A 20,431-nucleotide genomic window follows, 5' to 3' on the forward strand; every position below is an offset into this window, starting at 1 on the left:
AAAACGCTTCTGTTATATAATTAAAAAGTTCACATAAATATATAAATAGTAATAGGGAGAAATTTTATGGTCGAATCACAAAATAATTCCAAAAAGATGATGTGGACCACCCTAGCAATGATGGCCTTCTCTACCGTGTGGGGCTTTGGTAACGTTGTTAATGGGTACGTCTACTTTGACGGGACAAAGGTTGTCTTTAGCTGGATCGTCATGTTCCTTCTCTACTTTGTTCCTTATGCCTTAATGGTTGGTGAACTTGGAGCTACCTTCAAGAATGCTGAAGGTGGGGTTTCCTCTTGGGTAAATGCCACTATGGGCGCAAAATGGGCCTACTACGCAGGTTGGACCTACTGGGCTTGCCACGTTGTTTATATTTCCAGTAAAGGTACTGGTGGTTTAAGAGCGATGGCCTGGGGTATCTTCGGAAATACAAAATGGTATGATGGTTTACCTACCGCTTGGACACAATTTGCTACATTAGTAGTCTTCTTGCTTTTCTGTTGGGTTGCAAGTCGTGGTATTCCAGTATTGAAAGGCCTAGCAACAATTGCTGGTTCTTCAATGTTTATCATGTCAATCTTATTCATCATTATGATGTTTACCGCACCAGCTATTAATCCTTCTGCTGGTTTCCACAGTATTGACTTTAACTGGAAGAATTTGATGCCAACCTTCAACGTAAAATACTTTACTTCTCTTTCAATCCTAGTATTTGCCGTTGGTGGTTGTGAAAAGATCTCCCCTTATGTTAATAAGGTTAAGGATCCTTCCAAAAACTTCCCTAAGGCTATGATGGCTTTAGCAATCATGGTTATGGTATCTGCTATTTTAGGTACTTTTGCCATGGCATTAATGTTTGACCCTAAGGTGGTTAATGCCAACCTTAACGAATACATCTCTAATGGTGCCTACATGGCATTTGACAAGCTGGGCGAATATTACCATGTTGGCGGCTTGTTCATGTACATCTATTCATGGTGTAACGTAATCGGTCAATTCTCAACATTAGTAATCAGTATCGATGCACCACTTAGAATGCTTTTGGGTAGTAAAGAAGCTAAAGAATTTATTCCAAAGGGCTTATTAAAACTCAACAAGCATGGTGCTTACATCAACGGTATCTGGATGGTTGTTGTCCTCTCTGGTGGCTTAATTGCTATTCAAGCTTTAGTACCAAATGCTCAAGCTGTTATGGCACAATTAGTTAAATTAAATTCAACTACTATGCCACTTCGTTACCTTTGGGTATTTGCGGCATATGTCGCTTTAAGAAAACAGCAGCAAAAGTTCAACACTACTTATCAAATGACTAAACATCAAGGCTTAGCCTATACTGCCGGTATTTGGTGTTTTGTAGTTACTGCTGCATGTTGTATCTTGGGTATTTACTCACCAGATCCATTTACCTTATTCCTTAATATCTTGACGCCAATCATTTTGATTGCATTAGGTTTAATCTTGCCAGGAATTAAGAAATATCAAGAAGCTAAGGCAAAATAAGATTTAAATAAAGAATTTTAAAAAGGAAGCAATTTCAAAAGACTGCTTCCTTTTTAGTGTATATTTTTATTTATTAGCCCAAGCATTTACCAATGCCTTGTACTTGGCAACGCTAATTCCTGCACCTTTACTGCTTCCTAAATATGAATCAGCATTTCCATAACCAGTATTGCTTACATTGGCAAAGCCCATTACTCTATAATTTCTGTTAATCAAATTCAAGTAGTGTCCTGCCATTTTATAGCCGTTCGTGCCCTTTACGGCCGCATCATAAGTTGCCGTCCAAGTTGGACTATACTTCGCCGGCTTCAACGAATGATTCTTTTTTACATCATAATTCCAACTTTTCTTTTCAGAGAACCAAGTATCAACCGGATCTAAACCCACACTTTGAGTAGCGATGTTTTCCAAACCAATCGACTTGAAATAATGAGTATGCTTTAAGCTACCACGTTTTTGATAGTCAGCATTTAACATTGAGGCTGCTGTCAAAAGTGGTGATACCTTAAGTGAGCGAACTCCCTCATTTCTGCGTACTCTATTGACGCTATCCAAATAAGGCAATACAGCTTTAATATTCTTAGCACTAGTTGCATCATCATTTGAATGCAAGTCAACGTATTCATTGTACCAACTTGCCTTAGGCTTTTTACCTAAGCGACCTGTTTTCAATAATTTCACTGCTGATCTAGCGGAACTCCTTTGCCCTTTAGTCAAAGATTTGTTTTTAGATAGATATGTCATAAAATCAACGGCATTTTTGGCTGCCTTAACTGGCTTGGAATTCAATACAGTTAATGACAAGGTCACCATCACAGCAGAAGCACCTGCAATTAAAAATCGTTTCTTCATTCTTTTTCTCCCATATTAATATATGTGAACTACGATTTAATTGTAGCACATACACTAATGGAAGATTTTCCTTTTAAATTGCATTATTCATCCATCTTTACCATTCCGCTTTTTAATCTGACGATTAATTTTTTGAATATCTTTTTCTTGCGTCAATCTAATCACAATCCAAATTATGATATATACAAAAATGAAGATACATAAAGTTTGCCAATCTATAAGCCAATGATTGAAAAGCATCATAATAGAAAACAACGTAAATGTACCAATTAAATGTAACAACAACGCAATTAAATATGACAGATTAGTATCAAATAGAAAACTCAATTCACCAATCAAACCACTACAAATGAAAACAACAATTACGCTCATTAATGGGATATTAATTGCACCTACACTATTTGATACTATTCCTAAAATAAGCAAGCAAGTAATTGCACCAAATCCCATTCCAGTTACAAAAAAATCTAAAATTTTATGCCAAATTTTCATTTTATAATCCCAGTTTCTTTTCTAATTCAGGTAAATATCTTCTTGAAACATCAGTCTTCTGTTTAAAAGCCAGTTTTGCAATCATATTGCCCGTAAATCCCGCCTCGAGTGCTTCAAGATAATTCAAATTAATAATCCCATGTTTTGATACCTGTACAAAATCATTATTTAATTTCTCTAAAACTTGATATAAGCGACCTGTAGTTTTAATGACAGCACTTTTGGTATAAAAAGTTAATTCTGTTTTTTCAACCTCAACTTTGATAATTTCTTCAATTTTAATAGTTAAAATCCGATCTTCAGTTTTTACCGGCAGAATTGAATCTACCTTTTTACCAAAATCTTGAATATAAGCCAATAAATTTTTTACTTCTGCTGTTTCCTCTAAAGAAATTACTTTGATCTTAATTTGATCTTTTTTCAAATTAGAATCTGACTGAAATTCTACATTCACGTGTTAGTTCTTCCTTCTATCAAGCATGACTGCGAGACATATTACTATAACTGTCAATAAGAGTGACATAGCTATTATTACCAATACATTATCCCCGTTAGTTAATTGATGAGACCCAAATTTAAAATGAATCCCTAAATATTCAATCAATTTTTGACGCATTTCATCTGGAACATCTTCCTGACTTAATTTATTTAAGAGCAAGCTTCTAAAACTTCCCGCTTCATAACTACTTGGAAACAATTTTACTATATTTTGCGCAGTTTTTGATAAAGTTCCATAAGGCATGTAAGTTGCAACCATAAATCCAGCTGCTGCTCCAATTACCGCCGACAAACGACTAAACGTTGTTGAAGAATTGATAAATAAAACGATAACTAAGTTTAATAAAGTTGCGCCAATTGCACCTAATAACATAAAACCTAATGCTGACCAATATACAGTTGATTGAATATTCACCTTATCAACCACTGAAAAGTAAATTGCCATCACTAGAAAAGTAATAACCTGCATCAAGAAGCTTATTATTAATGCTGAAGCTACGTAGGCCATGCTTTCACTAATTGGAGTTAAATTCGTTAACTTCATATCATCAATTGCTCGGCTTTCCCTATCCTTCACCATTTGACCAAGTGCTTGAAACGAAGTAGTAATGCCTGCAATTGAAACAATACCGCCAAGCATCCAGAGGTCCAATAATTGTTTTGCATGACTAACATTTTGCCAAGAATCAACAAGATTTTGTTGTAAAAATCCAATATAAATTACAAATGAAATTAGTGCACCAAAACATGACATTACTACACCTGGTTTATTAGCAAAATAAATTTTGATATTTCTCTTCATTAAGGCGAACATTATTGAAGCTCCTTTCCAGCAATCTTGATAAATGCATCATCAATTGACCCTTTTCGATATTCAAATGTATCAATCTTATCTTCAAACTTATGTAAAAGGTCTATGACCTGATTACTATTAAGCCCATCGATTTCAATTTGATCATCTGACTTAGAAATTTGTTTAAAATTAGTAGAAAAAGTTTGCCCTTGTTTTAGGCGAATTAGCAGCCGATTGGGTGCATACATCTCTTTAATTTCTTCTGCAGAGCCTTCTGCTAAGACATTGCCATTTTCCAAAATATACATCTGATCAGCATTTTCGGCTTCCTCTAAATAGTGCGTAGTTAAGAAAATAGTCAGCCCCTGTTCTTTTTGAAGCTTTTGCAATAAATCCCAGATAACAATTCTTGTTTGTAAATCTAACCCTGTTGTTGGTTCATCCAAAAATAAGATATCTGGATGATCAATTAACGCTCTAGCAATATCCACTCTTCTTTTTTGCCCACCAGACAAAGTACCGTATTTTTGATTGAGGAAACTTCTAATACCAATCAACCCAATCAATTTTTCTAACCACTCTTTAGAAAAAGTTTTGTACATCCTTGCCCTTAAATATAGATTATCTTTGACAGTCAATACATCATCTAAAACACTATTCTGAAAGACTACCCCGATTTTTAGATCCTTAGCATACGTGATAGTGCCACTAGTTGGTTTCAATAGGCCAATCAGGATGTTAATAGTAGTAGATTTACCTGCACCATTCGTGCCCAAATAAGCTACCAACTGTCCACGATTAATCTTCAAATTAACCTTGTTCAAAGCTAACTTCTTACCATATTTTTTAGTTAGATTAAAAGTTTCAATTAACATAAAAAGACTTCCTTTCTGAATTCATAATCAGAATACAGAAAAGAAGCCCTTTTGTACTTAAACCTCAAATAAGTGGTTCATTTTTACACACAAAGTGCAAAATAGCTAAATCAAAATTGCATTATTCATCCATCTTAACGTATTGTCCTTTTTCATCTACAACACCTTTGAAATGGTGCATGCTGCCATCTTCAGCCTGAAATTCACCTAAGTCAATTTCCCCATAGCCCTTTGTAGAATCAGTAACCTTAACATCATCAAAAGTTTCTCTGAAAAATTGATGAACAATTCTACTCTTCAACCGTATATCCTTTGAATGCTCAAAGGCTGCAGACAACGTAAAGCCCTCATCTAATTGTTCCTTGATAAAAACAATTAGATACAAGGTCGCTAAATTATAGCGGCGCACACCACTTTGATCATCTGAAATCGGCTTAATGTAGCCCTTAGTTTCCCAATAGCGCAATTGCCTTTGAGAAACACCAGTCAATTTACTAACTTCACCGATTCCAATTTCTAAATTTTTAAAAATGTCATGCATAATTTTTTTAGATTTCATCCTGATACCACCTTACAGTATAGTTATATTTTATATATTGTTGTTATCTTTTGCAACACAAGTGTTAATTTATCTAACTTATTTGTAAGATTATTTGACAATAATGAATTTTAAGCCTATAGTTTTTATAGTTAACTTTTATAAGAGAAAGGAACATTACATGAATAAGCAACCAACGGATATTCATGGAAAAGCTTATAATCGAAACCTACTAGTTTTAGTTTTAATTATAGGTTCTTTCTGTACTGTATTAAACGGAACACTGCTTTCAACAGCGCTTCCTTCAATTATGCGTTCATTTAACATCAGCACCGCAACTGCTGAATGGCTTTCAACAGCCTTTCTGTTAGTTAATGGTGTTATGATCCCAATTTCTGCATGGCTAATCAATCGCTTCGGTTCAAGAAAAATGTATTTGTCAGCCATGTCAATCTTCTTTATTGGAACAGTGATCGCCGCAATTGCACCCAACTTTGGCACCCTGCTTGCTGGGAGAATCATTCAGGGATTAGGCGTTGGTGTTACTATGCCACTTTTACAAACAATTATGCTTTCTATCTTCCCAGCTAATAAGCGTGGTGCAGCAATGGGAACTGTTGGGATTGTTATTGGCTTAGCACCGGCAATTGGACCAACATTATCTGGTTGGATTGTTGATAACCTTTCTTGGCGTTACCTCTTCAGCATCATTGCCCCAATTGCGGGAATAGTAATTATCTTAGCTTTCTTTTTAATTAAAGATGTTTTACCAACTAAGAAAGAAAAAATTGATGTTTGGTCAGTAACAACCTCTACTCTAGGCTTCGGAAGTCTGTTGTATGGTTTTTCAGAAGCTGGTAACAAAGGCTGGACCAATCCCGAGATTTTAGGATTTATTGGATTTGGAATTATATTTGTAATCCTATTCGGTATCCGCCAATTGAAAATGGATGACCCATTTTTGGACATTACCGTTTTTAAACACTTTGAATTTTCACTGGCAGCTGCCTTAAGTGGTATCACCAACTTAGCGATGGTCGGCATTGAAATGGTTTTACCATTATATATTCAAAATTTGCGTGGCGTTTCTGCCTTCCATTCAGGTTTAATGTTACTACCTGGTGCATTGATGATTGGTATTATGTCGCCAATTACTGGCCGTTTATTCGACAAATATGGTGCACGTAAAATGGCAATTACTGGTATGACTTTGTTGACCATTGGAACCATTCCATTTGTCTTTTTAACTGAGCAAAGTTCGTACACGATGATTATCATTCTTTATGCAATCAGAATGGTCGGTGTAGCTTTGGTAATGATGAATGTTACTACATCTGGTATGAATTCTTTACCATTAAACAAGATTTCTCACGGTACTGCTGTTAACAACACTTTCAGACAGGTATTAAGTTCAATTGGTACTGCAATTTTGGTATCTGTTTTAACTACAACTACCAATAATAATATGCCTGGTAAAAGTTTACTTCATGCACTGCCACTTGAATACAAGACTAGAGCAATCAGTGCAACTTTAGACGGTTTTCATGCTTCATTTGCAATGAGTATCCTCTTCTCATTAATCGCATTAGTTCTTGCATTCTTCTTAAAGAAGGGCAATCGAGCACGTGAACATCAAGAAAAGGTGGATGGTTAAATGATACTTTTAATTCTAATCGTAGCTGCAATTATGTTTATTTACTTTAATATCATCCCTGGAAAAAGGCATACTTTTATTGCATGGCTATCATTAATCATAACAATTCTTTGTGTTGTCGGCATTGTAGAACATGATTATAATCACTGGGGAATGAAAACTAAAACAACCTCAAGCACTAACACTCTAGTTTCCAGTGCTACTCCTCGCCTGCCAATTTTGCTTTATCAGCCTTTAGGTAATGGAACTGAAAAAGTTTACCTTTATAAAACTGGTCAGCTTCAAAAGAAGCCAAAATCTATTAAATTAGATAAAGTATCGACAAAAGTAAAACGAAGCAGCCAACCAAAAGTAACGATTAAGACTACTCGCTACACCTATAGCAATACCTTTAATCAAATAATGTTTGGCGTCTTTGGTCATGACAAGGAGTTAAAACACAGAGAATATATTTTTTCTATTCCCTCCAACTGGAAAGTAATGTCAGTTAACAATGCCAAGCAGTTGCAAAAACAAATGATGAAAAAACAGCAGTTTTTAAAACAAAAATCAGCCCAATAAAATAATGAAGCTCAAACTTTGATCATGATATGAACCCCGAAATTCGGACATGAATTTCGGGGTTTTTATTTATGGCTAAATTATCTAAACATGACAAAATTGATATTTACAATAGCTAGAAAAATTAACTTCGTTTTAACTCAAATTTTACCATATGATTTAAGTTAACTTAAATCACCTTTACAAACGCTTATGAAATATAACTTAACTAAATCTAAATGTAGAAAATTATTTTTATCACACTGCCTATTTCAATTGCATCCTATCATTAAAGTAATTTTTATAAGCCAAATAGCCACTAATCACGGCTCCAAGGCCAGTGGCAGAAAGCAACATAAATGTAATCATAATCTGATACTTAATTGCATAAATGGGATTTACACCAGCAAAAATTAAGCCGGACATCATTCCTGGCAAATTTACTAATCCTACAGTTTTAGCCGAATCTATCGTAGGCTGCATCGCAGTCTTAATGCTCCTTCTTAAAATTGGCATCGATGCAGTTTTAATATCACTACCCAAAGCCAACTTTTCTAAAACTTGTTGATGCAGATCATTAAAGCTATCATTCAACGCTTTATAGCATAAGCCAACTGCCACCATTTCATTTCCAGCAATCATCCCCGTAATGGGAATGACCTGCATAGGGACTGGTTTAATTACGCCAGAAAAAATCAGAATTCCTAATGTCGCGTAAGTCCCTACCGCTTCGGCTATTATCGAATTCCAAATATTCCGCCCCGGGTTAGGATCACGCTGATTAGCATTCCAAGATGCATTAAAAATTATCACAATAGTTGAAACCAAAGTTAGCCACAAGGTATTAACATGAAAAATAAACTTCAAAACGTAGCCGATTACGACTAACTGAATTATCGCCCTAATCACGCTAATTAAAATATCCTTGGTTAGTCCTAACTTTTCTTTCGCAGAAATTCCAATGGAAACTAACACCAGTGCAAAAGCTAATACTAACGACCAGTTGCTAACTACAACATTTTTCATTCGATTATTCCGCCTTTTTTTACTCTTAAAATATTGCTTGCTTCATCAATTTCACTTTGATCATGTGTAACTTGAATAATTGTCACGCCTTTCTCAGAAACATCCTTAATCAAATTATGTACAATATCTTTACTTTGATTATCAAGCCCGGTAGTTACTTCATCTAATAGCAATATCTTTGGTAAAAATATTATGTTTCGAATTAACGCAACTCTTTGCTTTTCACCACCTGATAAAGCAGTAATCTTTTTATCTAAAAAATCAGCAGAGAGATCAACTTGATTAAGTAAATCAGCTATTTGCTTGTCATTTACATCTACTTTTCTGATTTCATACGGGAAAATCAAATTATCTCTTACTGTTTGCCCAAATAAAGACGGCTGCTGAAAACAATATGAAACTTCTCTACGATATTGAACTGGATTTAAGGAGCTAATGTTTTTTTCTTGATATAGAATATCGCCTGAATTAGCACTAATTAAATTTGCAATCAATCGTAAAATCGTACTTTTTCCTGCACCTGATGGGCCAATTAAGGTTAGAAAATCGCCTTTATTAACCTTAAATGATACATCTTGCAATATTTGTTTTTTATCTGCACTATATTGGATATGTTTTAATTCTAATATTTTCATTCTTTTGCCTAACTAAATAACTCATTTTTCTAATTATACAACTAAAAAAATAAAGGAAATCCAATATTTTCATTGAATTTCCTTTATTTAAATTAATATCGATAATGATTACTTAGTCAACTTTTGTTTACTTTCAAGTAATTCAGCACGTTGAGCTAAGTTCATGTATAACTTGTTGTTGTAGGTTGCGATACCTTCAATTTCACGACCAGTGTGGTATTGGTAAGTATCCTTAACTTCACCATCAGTTGCAATCTTAGCAATTACGTCATTGAATGCAAGGTAGAAGTTATTGTTCTTGGCATCATAAGTAAACCCTTGAGTGTATGTGTTTGCTACAATGCCACCCTTAGTTGCACCTACCATAGTTGGATACCAGTTATCGCCTTTGCGGTTGAATTCCCAGTATTCAGTTTGGTCTTTTTCTTTATTATAAAGAGTTGTGTAAAGCTTGTGATCATTTACAACAACACCATTATTGAAGTAACGACCGTCTGAATCACTACCGTTCCAGCATTTAATAGTCCAAATCTTGTTAATGTACATATCGCTCTTCCGAATTTGGATTAACTCTTCAGACATATTGCTCTTGTATGAAACCTTATTATTGTTATTTAGAACGTAAATGTATTTATCAGTTGAGCCCATTGCTTGACCGTGACCAATTGGAATATATGGACTAACTTTAATGTTCTTAACGTAAGAATTGAACTTCTTTTGGCTCATATCAAGTAAGTATTGTCCGTTAAATGCATTGGTTAAATGGTTAAGATTATATCCTACAATATGACCATTGCTAATCAGGGTACTACTTAATAAACTAGTGTACAACCAGCCATTTGACATGGTAATTCCTTCAGGAATATGACCTACACGGTTAATATAGTCATCATTTTTAATGTCACGGTAAACACTTAATAAAACTGGTTGGAAGAAGCGAGTAGTGAAATCTAATTTTCCGCTTTCACTATCATAAGCATGCTTATTCTTATCAGGAGTAAAATCAGTCTTAGTTACATAGTTAGCAGAACTTCCGTAGTAAGTCTTCCAGGATTTCAAATCGCCGTTAAATGGCTTAGCTTGGACGCTATCAGCATCAGCAATTCCTTCCTTAGTACTCTTTCTGACAGTTACCTTAACAGTTGCCTTTGCTTTACCATAGCTATATTTAACATTATAGGTACCTGGAGTTGAGCAATCGATTGCATCTTCTGAAATCTTAATATCTGCTGTATCAATTACAGTACCCATATAATTGGTTACATAACTTACTGCATCAGTTGGATCAAAATCGTAGTGACTATTTTGTACTAAACTGATAGTCTTTGGTACAGCGATAGCATCTCTTGTAAAGTAGTTTTGGTTAACATAACCAACTTTACGACCATTTACATAAATACGCCAATAAGTTGCATCCTTTGTCTTAATTCTCTGGTCAGATTGAATATGAGCATATTGATAATCGCTAGCATCAGCAATCTTACCGCTAGGTTTACCATTACTAATCTTTTTATAAACAGGATAATTCTTATTGCTACCTACTTTAACCATTAAGTCATAAGAAGTACTTGTTTGAGCTGGTCCCTTCTTCGCACTGGAATCAGTCTTAGCAGTATCTGTATTACTATCAGTAGTTTTAGAATTATCTGCAAATACTGCATTTGTAGAACCAATTAACAAACCAACACCCAGTGCTACAGCTGAAGTAGCAGTTAAAATTTTATTTGAATACTTCAAACCTATCCTCCGTATCTTATATTTTGCATTTTACTTTTATATTATAATATATAAACACTGTTAGCTAAAATACATTTTTATTACCATTGTTACCATTGAGCTTCTTTATTTGACACTTTCATTACGAAGTGATTTAATTAGCACTGTACTTGAAAGAGTGCTAATTAATACGAAATCAATTAGGAGGCAAATTTATGCTAGTACCTACAGTTATTGAACAAACTGCTCGTGGTGAACGTGCTTATGACATTTACTCACGCTTATTAAAAGACAGAATTATCATGCTTAGCGGTGAAATTAATGACCAAATGGCTAACTCAATCATCGCTCAATTACTCTTCCTTGATGCTCAAGACAATACCAAGGATATTTCACTTTATATCAACTCACCAGGTGGTGTAATCACCTCCGGCTTAGCTATCATGGATACCATGAACTTTATTAAGTCAGACGTATCAACTATTGCAATTGGTATGGCAGCTTCAATGGCTTCTATCCTCTTGACTAGTGGTACTAAGGGTAAGCGTTTTGCACTTCCTAACTCAACTGTTTTAATTCACCAACCATTAGGTGGTGCTCAAGGTCAACAAACTGATATCCAAATTGCAGCTAACGAAATTTTGAAGAGCCGTAAGAAGATCAACGAAATTTTGCACGAAACTACCGGTCAACCTTTGGAAAAGATCCAAAAGGATACTGAACGTGACAACTACTTAACTGCTGAAGAAGCCAAGGAATATGGTTTGATTGACGAAATCATGGTTAATAAGAAGAAGTAATTAATTATTAAAAATTATTCACACTCTAAAAGGAGCTTGCACTCATTGTGCAGGCTCCTTTTTCTTATTCTCTTAAACTCTCAGCTAACTCATGTAGTTTCTTAAATCGGTGATTAACTCCTGACTTCGAAATCGGACCATCCGGAATTTGATTAGCTACTTCCTTTAAAGTTAATTCTGGATGCGCCAATCTAAAACGCGCTAAAACTTGCAATTTCTCTGGTAGATCATCTAAGCCGTTTTCTTGTTCAATCAGCTGGATGTCTTCTACCTGCTTAGCTGAAGCTGAGGCTGTTTTTTTCATATTCGCGGTATCACAATTAACCAAGCGATTAACCGAATTTCGCATATCTCGCATAATACGCAAATCTTCAAAGTTAAGCATTGCATTAAGTGCACCCACTATATGCAAAAAGTCGCCAATTTTTGCGGCTTCTTTTAAATAAACAATATAGCCTCTTCTACGTTTAGTTGCTTTAGCATTTAAATAAAAATAATTATTCATCAACTTACATAAATCCTCATTATGGTCCTCATAAGTTGAATAAATCTCCAAGTGATAACGACTCGTTTCTGGATTATTGACACTACCTCCGGCTAGAAATGCACCGCGTAAATAGGACATTGCTCCTTCACGTGAAGTCATAATTCTCTGAGGAATTCGCGTTACCAAACCTTTTTCAGGATCCCAGATTTGTAAGTTTTCTAGGATTTCTTGTACCTTCTGATTCAATCGTACCAAATATTGATTATTTTTTTTCAATTTCATCTTGCGCGAGACAATCAGCAATGGCTCAATACCATAAGCAATCTTAATCAGCTTAAAAATTCGTCGAGCAATCGCAGGATTTTCTGTAGTGATATCCAGGCTAAATTGATGATCGTGCAAGTTTAATACACCATTCATTCGCAAAAAAGCAGCTAACTCTGCTTTGGCATGCTCTGGATGCACCTCAAGCGAAGTTAGCTCCTTTTTGACTTCACTAGCATAACTAGCCATCATTTTCCTTCATTCTTTTACGTGACATTGATTCAAATGCCAGATTAATAATTTCTTTTCCTACCTTTTCACCATCATGAAATACCAATCCATGACGTTGATCGATAAAGTCATCAGTAATGACACGGCAGTTTTGCTTTCTTAAGCCTTCAAAGTCATTCTTAACAGGCTCAAGATAAGCATCATAATCTTCTGGGTGAAATTTGCTCATATCAATTTTGGCACCATTAACCAGAGCGGTATTGATATAATTTCCACCTAAGTGATCGTTAATTACCTGTACGTGTTCCGCATCACTAAAGTGATCTGTCTCACCACGCTGAGTCATGATATTGCAAATATAAATAACCTCGGCGTCAGTCTCACGCACTGCTTCACCTAAATTAGAGATCATTAAGTTAGGTAAAATTGAAGTAAATAAACTACCTGGCCCAAGTACGACTGCATCAGCTTGCATAATCGAAGCCAGTACTGGTAAAACAGCTCTAGGCTCTTCATCCGAATCAGTATCGGTCACCCAGACACGCTTAATCCGCTTATCTTTAGATGTGATTTCAGTTTCACCAGACTCCGTAGTTCCATCCACGAATTCTGCGTTTAAAGTCAATGGTTCATTGGAAGCTGGAAAAACATGACCATCAATTTTCATCATTTTTGACAAAGATTGAACTGCATCAAAGATATTGCCATGCATTTCATTCAATGCCGCAATAATTAAATTACCGATTGCATGTCCTGAAAAAAAGGAATCGGATGAATCAAATCGATACTGAAAAATATTCTTTTCTTCCTGAGGTAAGTCACTAAGTGATACCAAAACATTACGGATATCACCAGGTGGAACTACGTTAATAAAGTTACGGATTGAACCAGATGAACCGCCGTCATCTGAAACCGTTACGATTGCAGTAATTTCCGCGTTTTGATCTTTTAAGGCATTCAAAATAACTGGTAAACCCGTACCGCCACCAATTACGACTACACGGGGACGTCTGCCTTTAATCACGCGAACAATCCTTGTTTCTCCATATGGCATAGGTGCGCACCTACTTTCTAATATAACGACTCACTTCACGGTGAGTAATATCGACTGGATATTTTTTAGCTAAATCTCGTGCCAACTGTTGGGCAATTGAAACACTCCGGTGTTGACCCCCAGTACAACCAATTGCAATGGTCAACTTTTCCTTCCCCTCTTTGATATATCCAGGGATAGCTGTTTCAAGCAAATCAAGCAATTTTTTATAAAAGACCTGTGTTTCTTCTTTGTTCATCACATAGTCAAATACACGCTTGTCCAGTCCCGTAAATGGTCTTAATTCTGAAATATAAAATGGGTTAGGCAAAAAACGCACATCCATTACAATATCTGCATCAATTGGCATCCCATACTTAAAGCCAAATGACATCACTTCAATTGAAAATGGTTGCCGCTTGCGATCACTAAATGTATTGATTAATTTTTGCTTTAATTCCTTAGTCGACAAGTTTGACGTATCGATAATATAATTTGATCTATTTTTAATTGGCATTAAAATACGACGTTCTTCTTGAATGCCATCAAGCAAGCGACCTTTGCCATTATTGGCTAAAGGCGGAAGACGCCTTGTTTCTTTATAACGAGCAACCAAGACATCATCGGAAGCATCCAAAAATAGGATAGTAGCTTGCACATTGCCATTATCTTCAAGTGAATTAACTTCATCCAATAAATCGCGATAAAATGTCTTAACTCGTAAATCAATTACTACGGCTACCTTATGAAAGTCATTGGAATTATTAATTAAATCCCAAAAACTACCTAATAAAGTTGGAGGAAGATTATCGACTACAAAGTAGCCCATATCTTCTAAGTCATGAGCGACCACAGTTTTACCTGCTCCGCTCATGCCTGTGACTATTAATAATTGTTTTTTCTCATCAGCCATACTGAAATCCTCCTCTTTACAAATTATATCATACCGGGTGTGTCATAATTGTGCAAAAAAAAGAAGCCTTTCGGCTTAAATTTTTATCAAATATTAACGGTGCATAAATGCAACCACAATTTCATTAATGCCAAAGACTAATAACCAGAATGCAACTAACCATACTAAGCTTAAGGCTGCGATTACTGGATTAATAATTAAGAAGAAGGCAATAATCAAACTTAAAATATTCAAAATCAAGTTAAATACAAAGTATCCGGTTGAAAATGCACGTAAGTGCCATGACCAAGCAATACCTACAATTGAATCAACAAAGAACCAGATTGCAAATAAGTAAGCGATAGTCAAACCACCAATATCATATGAGCAAATGAACAAGATACCGATAATGATATCTAATACACCTGACACAATTGCTACCCAACTACGTGAGAAAAATTCACGAAAGCGTGAGTAAGCAGCCAACCATACAATACCTTGAACGATTGATACAATAGCAAAAATCAAGACAAATGCATGCAACCCTTTAGCTGGGTGACGTAATAACACGAACGCAACTACGACCATTAAGATACCGGCAATAAATGCGCCCCAGTCAAAGCCGCGATTATCTCTAGAACTAGAAAAAATATCCATTTTTATTCCTCCTTGCAGACTATTTTACACTTATTCAAGGTTAATAAAAACTATTGGCTATTGTCTTCTAGCCTATTTTTTTGCTTCTTTTGTTAGTTTAGTATCGCGTTCTAAGACTGGTTTCAAATACTGACCAGTATAGCTTTCTTTAACTTTCGCTACTTCTTCTGGCGTACCGGTAGCCACAATTTGACCACCACGTTCCCCTCCTTCAGGACCTAAGTCGATCAGCCAATCTGCATTTTTAATTACATCAAGATTATGCTCAATAATTAAAACCGTATTGCCTTCATCTACCAACCGCTGCAAAACTTCTAATAAACGCTTGATATCATCGGTATGCAAACCGGTAGTTGGTTCATCAAGAATATAGAAATTTTTACCAGTAGAAAGCTTTTGCAATTCAGCAGCTAATTTCATTCTTTGAGCTTCACCACCAGATAAAGTTGTAGCGGATTGACCTAATTTCACATAGCCCAAACCTACATCAACGATAGTCTGGAGTTTACGCTGAATCTTAGGAATATTTTCGAAAAACTTAGTTGCTTCATTAATCGTCATATCAAGCACTTTAGCAATATTCTTTCCCCGATAAGTTACTTCCAATGTTTCAGAATTATAACGAGTGCCGTGACAAACCTCACATGGTACATATACATCAGGCAAAAAGTTCATTTCAATCTTGATAATTCCATCACCATGACAGGCTTCACAACGTCCACCTTTGACGTTGAACGAAAATCTTGCTTTAGTATAACCACGCAATTTTGCTTCATTAGTTTGAGCAAATAAGGTTCTGATATCATCAAAAACACTAGTATAAGTTGCAGGATTACTACGTGGTGTTCTACCAATAGGGCTTTGATCGATATCGATGATTTTTTCAATATTCTTGTAACCCTTGATTGACTTATACTTACCTGGCTTAGTTGAATTATTGTTTAATTTTTGGGCTAAAGCGCGTTTCAAGATCATATTAACCAAAGTAGATTTACCAGAACCTGAGACACCACTGACCACAATAAATTTGCCCAACGGAAAATCAACATTAATATTCTTTAAATTATTTTCTTGAGCTCCAGTAATTGTAATCTTTTTACCATTGCCTTTACGACGCTTCAATGGAACCGGCACAAATTTTTTACCAGACAAATATTGCCCCGTTAAAGAATCAGGATTCTGCTCTATTTCTTTAGGAGTTCCTTGTGCCATAACTTTACCACCGTAAACACCGGCACCAGGTCCCATATCAACCAAATAGTCAGCTTGCCGCATTGTTTCGTCATCGTGCTCTACCACAATTAAAGAATTGCCTAAATCACGCATTCTCTTTAAAGAAGCAATCAGCCGATCATTATCGCGTTGATGCAAACCGATAGATGGTTCATCCAAAACATACATAACTCCCGATAAGTTTGAGCCAATTTGAGTTGCCAACCGAATACGCTGAGCTTCACCACCAGACAAGGTATTAGCTGATCGAGAAAGAGTTAAATAATCTAATCCTACACTATCCAAGAATGAAAGACGATCGCGTACTTCCTTTAAAATCGGCTTAGCAATCATAGTCTCTTGCTCGCTTAATTTGACTTCCTTAAAGAAATCAAGTGCTTTATCAATAGAAAGCTCCGAAGCTTCCGCGATATCCTTGCCCATGACTTTCACTGCTAATGCTTTTTCATTCAAACGCTTGCCGTGACAAGTTGAACAAGTAAGTTCAGTCATATATTTGCCCATCACATCACGCATAAACTTGGACATTGGTCGTTTATAACGCCGCTCAACATTGGCCATTACTCCTTCAAATGGTTGAACGGTATCATTAACGCCAAAGTCACCAGTTACATGGAATTTCACCGGCTTAGTTGAGCCATGCAGAATAATGTCGCGTTGACGTTTAGTTAGTTTATTAAAAGGCTTATCCATCGGAATTTTTAATGCCGTGCAAGCTTGTTCCAACATTTCAGTATAGTAATTGGAAGTCTTCCATGGAGCCAGTGCACCTTCAGCTAAAGATTTTGTTTTGTCCGGAACAACCAAATCTTCGTCTACTGCTAACTTCATCCCTAACCCATCACAATCAGGGCAGGCACCAAATGGTGCATTAAAGGAGAACAGTCTTGGTTCCATTTCACCCACAGTAAAGCCACACTTTGGACAAGCATAATACTCAGAAAAGTTAAGCATTTCACCGCCAATTACATCAACATTCATGTAGCCATCTGACAAACGAAGTGCAGCTTCAACAGAATCAAATAAGCGAGACTTAATGCTATCCTTAACAATCAAACGGTCAACGACAATATCGATTGAGTGGCGCTTGTTCTTAGCTAATTCAAAATCCTCACCAATTTCGTGCATCTCACCATCAACAATTACACGAACATATCCTGCACGTTGTACTCGCTTAAATACTTCCTTGTGTTCTCCACGCTTAGCACGAATAACTGGCGCTAAAATTTGAATTTTCGTTCTTTCTGGTAAAGCCATCACTCGGTCAACCATCTGATCAACTGATTGTCGTTGAATCAGCGTCCCATCATTAGGACAAATTGGATGGCCTACTCTGGCCCAAAGCAAACGTAAATAATCATTAATCTCAGTGACGGTCCCAACTGTTGACCGTGGATTATGTGACGTTGTTTTTTGATCAATTGAAATTGCTGGATTTAAACCATCAATTGAATCCACATCTGGTTTATCCATTTGCCCCAAAAACTGTCTAGCATAACTAGAAAGTGATTGCACATAACGTCTACGCCCTTCTGCATAAAGCGTATCAAAGGCTAAAGAACTTTTACCTGAACCAGATAAGCCAGTAATAACTACTAACTTATCCTTAGGAATAGTTAAATTAATGTCTTTTAAATTATGTTCACGTGCTCCGCGAATAACGATCTTATCATTTGCCATTAAAATTCTTTCCTTTTCTTGTCTTCGGTTTTCTTGATGATTTTTGCAATTCCATAATTGCATCCCGCAAGTTAGCAGCTTCTTCAAAGTCAAGCTTCTTAGCTGCTTCTTGCATTTGCTCTTGCAAGTTGCTAATCATTGTCTTCTTTTGCTTAGCCGTCAATTCATCAAAATTAAGATCTGCAAAACTATCAGATTTTTCTTCTTTTTCACTCGACGGTTTAGTAATCGAAATTACGTCTTGAATCGGCTTAATGATTGTCTTAGGCGTTATGCCATGCTCTTTGTTAAATTCCATCTGAATTTTACGCCGACGCTTGGTAGCTTTAATCGCTGCTCTCATGGAATCAGTAATCGTATCAGCATACATGATTACTTCACCATTGGCATTACGGGCGGCCCGTCCCATAGTCTGAACCAGCGGCCGATATGCTCTCAAGAAGCCTTCCTTATCTGCATCCAGAATTGCTACCAGTGAAACTTCCGGTACATCGATTCCTTCCCGCAACAGGTTAATTCCAATTAAGACATCGAACTTACCTAACCGTAAGTCACGCAAAATTTGCATTCTTTCCAGCGTCTTAATATCAGAGTGCAAATAACGTACTTTAATTTCTAAGTCCTTCAAATAATCGGTTAAGTCTTCCGCCATTTTTTTGGTCAAAGTAGTAACAAAAACTCGTTCATGACGGTCAATCCGTTTATTAATTTCGCCAACTAAATCATCAATTTGCCCCTCAATTGGCCTTACTTCAATCTTGGGATCAAGCAATCCGGTTGGTCGAATAATTTGTTCAACCTTATGATCTGTTCGTTCAAGTTCATAATCACCTGGGGTAGCTGAGACATACAAAATTTGATTAACATGCTTTTCAAATTCGGATAGCTTTAATGGACGGTTATCAAGTGCAGATGGCAAACGGAAACCATAGTCAATCAAGGTTTGCTTACGATTACGGTCACCATTGTACATTGCTCTAATTTCAGGCATAGTAGCATGTGATTCGTCAATTAAAATTAAGAAATCATCTGGGAAGAAGTCCAACAAAGTATACGGTGGCTCTCCTGCTTTTCGTCCTTCCATATGCCTTGAATAGTTTTCAATTCCGTTGGTATAGCCAACTTCACCCATCATTTCCATATCATAGGTAGTACGTTGCTTGATTCTTTCAGCTTCAAGCAATTTGCCTTCGCCTTCGAACTTTTTAACCTGCAATTTCATCTCTTTAGAAATTGCTCCCAAAGCTCGCCGCAATTGCTCGTCATTGGTCATAAAGTGCGTAGCTGGGAAAAGCGAAATACTCTCACGCTCACCGATCACCTCACCGGTTAACGAATCAACTTCAACAATGCGATCAATTTCATCACCAAAGAATTCAATTCGATAAGCATGATTAGAATTGCCGGCTGGAAAGACCTCAACTACATCCCCGCGGACCCGAAAACGACCGCGTTGAAAGTCAATATCATTACGATCATATTGAATATTTACCAAATCACGCAACAAGGTATTACGGTCATATTCTTCGCCTTCATGGATCATCAAGACACTGCGCGCATACTCTTTAGGATCACCCAAACCATAGATACAAGAAACCGAAGCAACAACTACTACGTCATTACGCTCCATTAAAGCTGAGGTAGTAGCATGCCGCAACTGATCAATTTCATCATTGATTGCCGAATCCTTTTCAATATAAGTGTCTGATTGTGGAACGTAAGCTTCTGGCTGATAATAATCATAGTATGAAACAAAATATTCAACTGCATTATTAGGAAAGAAACTTTTAAACTCACCATATAGTTGCCCTACCAAGGTCTTATTATGCGTAATAACTAGTGTAGGCTTATTCAGCTTAGCAATAATATTGGCCATGGTGAAAGTTTTCCCAGTACCAGTTGCACCTTCCAGAATCTGTTCTTTATATCCTTTTTTAAATCCAGCAGTCAGTTTATCAATAGCTTGCTCTTGATCACCGGCTGGTTTAAACTTTGATACTAATTCAAATTTGCGATTTTTTTGTCGTTTAATCAT

19 protein-coding genes are annotated in these 20,431 nt (G+C 36.2%); 4 read left to right on the top strand and 15 right to left on the bottom strand.

What is annotated here, in order from left to right; genetic code table 11:
• The first annotated feature begins 66 nt into the window (after nt 1-66).
• A complete protein-coding gene (locus CP366_RS00445) occupies nt 67-1,500 on the top strand; it encodes an APC family permease (protein WP_089147779.1) in 1,434 nt (477 codons plus the stop codon).
• Nucleotides 1,501-1,566: 66 nt separating this feature from the next.
• Here the strand turns inward: CP366_RS00445 and CP366_RS00450 are convergent, their stop codons facing one another.
• The 6 genes from CP366_RS00450 to CP366_RS00475 form a co-directional block, all read right to left on the bottom strand.
• Nucleotides 1,567-2,352: a CAP domain-containing protein gene (locus CP366_RS00450; protein ID WP_089147778.1), complete on the bottom strand. Its 786-nt coding sequence runs from the start codon at nt 2,350-2,352 to the stop codon at nt 1,567-1,569.
• An 87-nt stretch (nt 2,353-2,439) separates the two neighbouring features.
• Entirely contained in the window at nt 2,440-2,844 is a 405-nt protein-coding gene (locus CP366_RS00455) for a DUF3021 family protein (RefSeq protein WP_089142989.1), read from the bottom strand.
• Between the two features lies 1 nt (nt 2,845).
• The gene (locus CP366_RS00460) at nt 2,846-3,298 is read right to left on the bottom strand and encodes a LytTR family DNA-binding domain-containing protein (protein WP_089142988.1); all 453 of its coding nucleotides are present in this window, start codon (nt 3,296-3,298) and stop codon (nt 2,846-2,848) included.
• A gap of 3 nt (nt 3,299-3,301) precedes the next feature.
• Complete coding sequence (locus tag CP366_RS00465) at nt 3,302-4,156, bottom strand: ABC transporter permease (protein WP_089142987.1); 855 nt, start codon at nt 4,154-4,156, stop codon at nt 3,302-3,304.
• Entirely contained in the window at nt 4,156-5,010 is an 855-nt protein-coding gene (locus tag CP366_RS00470; RefSeq protein ID WP_089142986.1) for an ABC transporter ATP-binding protein, read from the bottom strand. The genes CP366_RS00465 and CP366_RS00470 overlap by 1 nt, the downstream gene beginning before the upstream one ends.
• Before the next feature lie 121 nt (nt 5,011-5,131).
• Nucleotides 5,132-5,569, bottom strand: a complete 438-nt coding sequence (locus CP366_RS00475; protein WP_057726449.1) for a MerR family transcriptional regulator — start codon at nt 5,567-5,569, stop codon at nt 5,132-5,134.
• Nucleotides 5,570-5,729: 160 nt separating this feature from the next.
• On the opposite strand from CP366_RS00475, the gene CP366_RS00480 reads away from it, so the two are divergent.
• Together CP366_RS00480 and CP366_RS00485 are read left to right on the top strand one after the other, a co-directional pair.
• On the top strand, nt 5,730-7,202 hold the full coding sequence (locus CP366_RS00480; RefSeq protein WP_013086066.1) for an MDR family MFS transporter: 1,473 nt from the start codon (nt 5,730-5,732) through the stop codon (nt 7,200-7,202).
• Entirely contained in the window at nt 7,203-7,763 is a 561-nt protein-coding gene (locus tag CP366_RS00485; RefSeq protein ID WP_068813657.1) for a DUF4811 domain-containing protein, read from the top strand.
• Nucleotides 7,764-8,009: 246 nt separating this feature from the next.
• Here CP366_RS00485 and fetB read toward each other — a convergent pair whose 3' ends face one another.
• The 3 genes from fetB to CP366_RS00500 all read right to left on the bottom strand — a co-directional run bounded on the left by fetB (nt 8,010) and on the right by CP366_RS00500 (nt 11,140).
• Complete coding sequence (gene fetB, locus CP366_RS00490; protein WP_061204549.1) at nt 8,010-8,768, bottom strand: iron export ABC transporter permease subunit FetB; 759 nt, start codon at nt 8,766-8,768, stop codon at nt 8,010-8,012.
• Nucleotides 8,765-9,403: an ATP-binding cassette domain-containing protein gene (locus CP366_RS00495; protein ID WP_005718667.1), complete on the bottom strand. Its 639-nt coding sequence runs from the start codon at nt 9,401-9,403 to the stop codon at nt 8,765-8,767. The genes fetB and CP366_RS00495 overlap by 4 nt, the downstream gene beginning before the upstream one ends.
• Nucleotides 9,404-9,511: 108 nt before the next feature.
• Nucleotides 9,512-11,140: an SH3-like domain-containing protein gene (locus CP366_RS00500; RefSeq protein WP_065990286.1), complete on the bottom strand. Its 1,629-nt coding sequence runs from the start codon at nt 11,138-11,140 to the stop codon at nt 9,512-9,514.
• A 194-nt stretch (nt 11,141-11,334) separates the two neighbouring features.
• On the opposite strand from CP366_RS00500, the gene clpP reads away from it, so the two are divergent.
• Nucleotides 11,335-11,919, top strand: a complete 585-nt coding sequence (clpP, locus tag CP366_RS00505) for an ATP-dependent Clp endopeptidase proteolytic subunit ClpP (RefSeq protein ID WP_005718663.1) — start codon at nt 11,335-11,337, stop codon at nt 11,917-11,919.
• Nucleotides 11,920-11,983: 64 nt separating this feature from the next.
• Here the strand turns inward: clpP and whiA are convergent, their stop codons facing one another.
• The 6 genes from whiA to uvrB form a co-directional block, all read right to left on the bottom strand.
• The gene (gene whiA / locus CP366_RS00510) at nt 11,984-12,919 is read right to left on the bottom strand and encodes a DNA-binding protein WhiA (protein WP_005722729.1); all 936 of its coding nucleotides are present in this window, start codon (nt 12,917-12,919) and stop codon (nt 11,984-11,986) included.
• Nucleotides 12,912-13,955 (bottom strand): gluconeogenesis factor YvcK family protein, encoded by a 1,044-nt coding sequence (gene yvcK / locus CP366_RS00515; RefSeq protein WP_005718658.1) that lies wholly within the window; start codon nt 13,953-13,955, stop codon nt 12,912-12,914. Before yvcK ends, whiA begins: the two co-directional genes overlap by 8 nt.
• A 10-nt stretch (nt 13,956-13,965) precedes the next feature.
• Complete coding sequence (gene rapZ / locus CP366_RS00520) at nt 13,966-14,847, bottom strand: RNase adapter RapZ (RefSeq protein WP_005718656.1); 882 nt, start codon at nt 14,845-14,847, stop codon at nt 13,966-13,968.
• A gap of 93 nt (nt 14,848-14,940) precedes the next feature.
• Complete coding sequence (locus CP366_RS00525; protein ID WP_061204547.1) at nt 14,941-15,483, bottom strand: HdeD family acid-resistance protein; 543 nt, start codon at nt 15,481-15,483, stop codon at nt 14,941-14,943.
• A 72-nt stretch (nt 15,484-15,555) separates the two neighbouring features.
• On the bottom strand, nt 15,556-18,396 hold the full coding sequence (uvrA, locus tag CP366_RS00530) for an excinuclease ABC subunit UvrA (RefSeq protein WP_089147801.1): 2,841 nt from the start codon (nt 18,394-18,396) through the stop codon (nt 15,556-15,558).
• Nucleotides 18,386-20,431: an excinuclease ABC subunit UvrB gene (uvrB, locus tag CP366_RS00535; protein WP_089147777.1), complete on the bottom strand. Its 2,046-nt coding sequence runs from the start codon at nt 20,429-20,431 to the stop codon at nt 18,386-18,388. Before uvrB ends, uvrA begins: the two co-directional genes overlap by 11 nt.

The organism is Lactobacillus sp. UMNPBX15 (assembly GCF_002553785.1).
Lineage (GTDB): Bacteria > Bacillota > Bacilli > Lactobacillales > Lactobacillaceae > Lactobacillus > Lactobacillus crispatus.